This window comes from Bacillus sp. JJ1521 (genome assembly GCF_036965165.1).
Classification (GTDB): Bacteria; Bacillota; Bacilli; order Bacillales; family Bacillaceae_L; genus Ferdinandcohnia.
Genome location: NZ_JBALOX010000294.1, coordinates 1 through 4280, shown reverse-complemented (window position 1 = coordinate 4280; position 4280 = coordinate 1). Strand labels below are relative to the sequence as shown.

The following is a 4280-nucleotide window of genomic DNA, read 5'->3' as shown; positions in this document are numbered from 1 at the left end:
GCTTCTGCAATTGCATATCCCATTTTTCCTGTTGATCGATTTGTAAAGAAACGAACTGGGTCAAGCTTTTCACGAGTCGGTCCTGCTGTGATTAAGATCTTTTTACCTTGTAATATCGGTTGCTCCGAAAAATGAGCAGTAAGGAGTTCGACTATTTTTTCTGGCTCCTCAAGACGCCCTTTTCCAACATAGCCGCATGCTAAATACCCTTCAGATGGTTCAATAAATTGATACCCATCATTTGCTAAAATTTCAATATTGCGTTTTACTGCAGGATGGTCGTACATATGAACGTTCATTGCCGGAGCAATCCAGACAGGAACCGTAGTTGCAAGTAATGTTGTGGTAATCATATTATCTGCGATTCCATTTGCAAGTTTACCAATTGTGTTCGCTGTTGCAGGTGCGACGATAACGAGATCGGCCCAATCAGCAAGATCGATGTGAGCGATAACAGCAGGATTTTTTTCATCGAAGGTATCAAAGTACACATCATTTCTTGAAAGTGCTTGGAATGTTAACGGCGTTACAAATTTCATTGCAGATTCGCTCATGATCACTCTTACTTTGGCACCGGCTTGGGTAAGCTTGCTTGTTAAAGCCACAGCTTTATAGACCGCAATCCCACCACTTACGCATAATAGTATTTTTTTACCCAGCATACGTATCCCCCTTTATAGAAAAGCTAAAGTGCCTCGCACAGCCCCGACAAGCATAAGATGAATCACGCAGGAAATCCTGATTTCTGGAGTGATTAAGCTTGTGACCTCGAGGGGCTAGGCACTGGAGCTAGACCTTTGAAATTAGCCTATCATATTATCGTCAAAAATCAAATTCTCCGCACTATAGTGGTATATTTCCATGCTTCTTATTAGGACGTGTTTCCTTTTTATTTCGAAGCATTTCTAACGCCTGAATGATCTTAATTCGCGTTTCGCGCGGATCAATGACATCATCTACCATTCCTTGGCTAGCTGCAATATATGGATTAGCAAATTTTTCACGGTACTCTTCAATCTTTTGGGCACGTGTTTTTTCCGGATCATCGCTTTCATTAATTTCACGTGCAAAAATGATATTGGCCGCACCTTGTGGACCCATTACCGCAATTTCGGCATTTGGCCACGCAAACACCAAATCAGCACCAATTGACTTACTATTTAATGCCACATATGCTCCACCATATGCTTTTCTCAAGATAACAGTTAGCTTAGGTACAGTTGCTTCAGAATACGCATATAAAATTTTTGCTCCATGGCGGATAATACCTCCATGCTCCTGTTTTACCCCTGGGAAGAAGCCTGTCACATCCTCAAATGTAATAAGTGGGATATTAAAGGAATCGCAAAAACGGATGAATCTTGATGCTTTATCAGATGAATCAATATCAAGCCCACCGGCCATATATTTCGGCTGATTACATACTAAACCGACAACCTCGCCTTTTATCCTCGCAAAACCAACAACAATATTTTTTGCAAAATCTTTATGAACCTCCATGAATGATTTCTCATCAACCACTTGCTCTATTACTTTGCGAACATCATATGGTCTTACTGCATTAAATGGAATACTATCTGTTAAATCAGGTCGATAGTCATCATCTTCTTTTATAGGTAGAATTGTTGCTTTTTCTTCATTATTTTGAGGAAGATAACTCACTAAGGCTCTTACCTGTTGTAGAACCTCTTCTTCGGTTTTTCCTGAAAAATGTGCGTTCCCGCTGATTGAATTATGTACGCTCGCCCCACCTAAATCCTCGGAGCTAATTTTTTCGCCTGTTACGGTTTCTATGACTTTCGGTCCTGTAATAAACATCTGAGACGTCTTTTCCACCATAAAGACAAAATCGGTAATCGCTGGAGAATACACCGCACCACCTGCACATGGTCCCATAATTACAGAGATTTGCGGAATGACCCCTGAATAAATCGCATTTCGATAAAAAATGTGACCATAGCCATCAAGGGAAACGACCCCTTCTTGAATTCTCGCACCACCCGAATCATTTAAGCCAATAAATGGTGCGCCATTTTTAGCTGCCAAGTCCATAACATTCGCGATCTTTTTGGCATGCATTTCCCCAAGCGCTCCGCCAAACACCGTAAAATCCTGAGAAAATAGGTAAACCGGCCTGCCATTGATTTTTCCATATCCAGTTACTACTCCATCACCAGGTCCTTTTTTATCAGCTAAGCCAAAATCAATGCTGCGATGCTCAATGAATGGATTTAACTCGACAAAGGTACCTTTATCAAGTAATAAATCAATTCGCTCCCTAGCCGTTAATTTTCCCTTTTCATGCTGCTTATCAATCTTTTCGTCACCGCCTCCTAATTCTACCTCACGACGACGATCATAGAGTTCGTTTATTTTTTCATAGATGTCTACCATTATTTCGTTTCCCCCTTGGCCGGTTTCTCACAAAGCTCATATAGGATATTACCCGTAGATTTAGGATGCATAAAGGCTATCTTTGCACCGCCTGCCCCAAGCTTGGGCTCATCTGCAAGCATTCGAATACCTTGTACTTTTATTTCTTGGATACGCTCTTCGATGGATGAAACACCTAAAGCGATGTGGTGAATTCCTTCCCCGCGTTTTTCGATAAATTTTGCAATCGGGCTTTCTGGAGAGAGTGGCTCCAATAGTTCGAGCTTCGATTCACCGATTTTGATGAAGGCAACTCTCACTTTCTCGGACTCTACTTCTTCTATTCCTTCAACATGAAGGTTGAGAATGTTTGTATAAAATGGAAGGGAGTTTTCAATTGATATGACAGCGATTCCAATATGGTCAATCTTCTTAATCATGTTTTCACTCCTCAAGCGAGCGCTCGCTCAAAAATTGTATGCGCTTTACCATCATTCGATAAGACAATCGAATGATGGTAAGCCTCCGGCGGATGCCACAGATTTTCAAAGGAAACTTTTCGAGCTTGCTCGAAAAAATCTGGGCGCAAATACGCCAGGGCGTATTTGATTTTTAGTATAAATCTATTTTATCACGAAATCATCAAAAATTGTGTATTTTCAGGTTTTGGATAATCGTACTTAATAGTTGTCCAACATTGGATTTCACGGTAAAATATGAGTAAATATGTAAGCAGAAGGGAGTACATGACATGTCCCGTAAAACTCAAAAGATTGTTGTTTATTTAATGATCGCTGTAATGGTAATTACTACTCTGCTAGCAGGCGTAAGTATGTGGTTTTAATTTAAGCATATTAGGTAGTACAAGCTTGTTAACAGCCTAAAAAGGTGACCTAAAATGGTCACCTTTAGCTTTATTCAATTATGTCGGCAATCCTTTGAATAATCTTTTTATGATTAAATATTCTTCCATTTCTTTAATAAATTGAAGAAGGGCAGCTCTTGTTTCAAATTCCTCTCGAGTTTCCGGCAATGGCATTTCCCTAAACTCTTTACGCATTGCTTCAAGTTTCTGCAAAAATACAAATGCTGTGTTACCGGGATGAATGGATTTGCTGACCTCCATAATAAAATCCGCAACCATTTCCCTCTGTTCAACCGACTGAGTAATCGAAGTAATCGTAGGCAACATCCTTTGTAGAATGTCGAATTGTTTTTCCCTCATTTCAAAATACGTATAATATAAGGGTTCATCTCGGATTAGGCTATTTTCAACGTCTCTATTTGCAATTCTTTTCGCTTTCTTTAATAATTCTCCAATTGCTGTTATCTCTTGACCATCCCAAATACTTTCACCTGTTCGGAGATAGTGAACCATTTCGTTTAATATGTTTCCAAACATGGTTTCAATTTCTTGTTGGTATGCCTTAAGTTGCTTGTCAACACTAGGCATATATAGATTAACGAGTAACGCAACTCCGATACCAATAATAATTAACCCTAGTTCATTCACAATCAAAGCAAGTGTTACATTCCCCGCTGAAAATATATGTAAAATAATAACGGTACTTGTTACAATCCCATCTTTCGCTTTTATAGCAACTACGGTAGGGATAAAAAGCAGGAGTAACAACCCGATTGTTAATGGATGATAGCCTATTCCCTCGAAGAATACAAACGAAAATAGGATTCCAACAACACACGCAATAAATCGCTCCCACGAACTCTTTAGCGATTTTTTTCTAGTGACTTTAATACATAAAATCGTTAGAATCCCAGCAGATGCAAAGCTATCTAGTCCGATTAGTTTTGCAATTGATATGGCAATTGTCGCACCTACAGCTGTTTTTAAAGTTCGATACCCTATTTTAAACATAAATCGGCTCCTAATATTCCTTAGTAATTCT

At 39.4% G+C, this 4280-nt stretch carries 5 protein-coding genes; 1 reads left to right on the top strand and 4 read right to left on the bottom strand.

From position 1 onward, the window contains the following. The 3 genes from coaBC to mce all read right to left on the bottom strand — a co-directional run. Nucleotides 1–662, bottom strand: a 662-nt coding sequence (gene coaBC, locus V7147_RS24960; protein WP_335370491.1) for a bifunctional phosphopantothenoylcysteine decarboxylase/phosphopantothenate--cysteine ligase CoaBC, incomplete at its 3' end; no start/stop codon positions are given. 181 nt (nt 663–843) lie between these two features. Continuing rightward, entirely contained in the window at nt 844–2394 is a 1551-nt protein-coding gene (locus tag V7147_RS24955) for an acyl-CoA carboxylase subunit beta (protein ID WP_335370490.1), read from the bottom strand. Next, entirely contained in the window at nt 2394–2813 is a 420-nt protein-coding gene (gene mce / locus V7147_RS24950; RefSeq protein ID WP_335370489.1) for a methylmalonyl-CoA epimerase, read from the bottom strand. Before mce ends, V7147_RS24955 begins: the two co-directional genes overlap by 1 nt. Before the next feature lie 311 nt (nt 2814–3124). Here mce and prli42 point away from each other — a divergent pair, with 311 nt between their 5' ends. Next, the gene (gene prli42 / locus V7147_RS24945) at nt 3125–3217 is read left to right on the top strand and encodes a stressosome-associated protein Prli42 (protein WP_335370488.1); all 93 of its coding nucleotides are present in this window, start codon (nt 3125–3127) and stop codon (nt 3215–3217) included. Nucleotides 3218–3295: 78 nt separating this feature from the next. Here prli42 and V7147_RS24940 read toward each other — a convergent pair whose 3' ends face one another. Next, complete coding sequence (locus V7147_RS24940; protein WP_335370492.1) at nt 3296–4249, bottom strand: aromatic acid exporter family protein; 954 nt, start codon at nt 4247–4249, stop codon at nt 3296–3298. Nucleotides 4250–4280: the final 31 nt, after the last annotated feature.

Excerpts from the sequence above, each read along its gene's own strand:
- V7147_RS24955 (WP_335370490.1), bottom strand. The coding sequence starts at position 2,394 with ATGGTAGACATCTATGAAAAAATAAACGAACTCTATGATCGTCGTCGT.
- mce (WP_335370489.1), bottom strand. The coding sequence starts at position 2,813 with ATGATTAAGAAGATTGACCATATTGGAATCGCTGTCATATCAATTGAA.
- prli42 (WP_335370488.1), top strand. The coding sequence starts at position 3,125 with ATGTCCCGTAAAACTCAAAAGATTGTTGTTTATTTAATGATCGCTGTA.
- V7147_RS24940 (WP_335370492.1), bottom strand. The coding sequence starts at position 4,249 with ATGTTTAAAATAGGGTATCGAACTTTAAAAACAGCTGTAGGTGCGACA.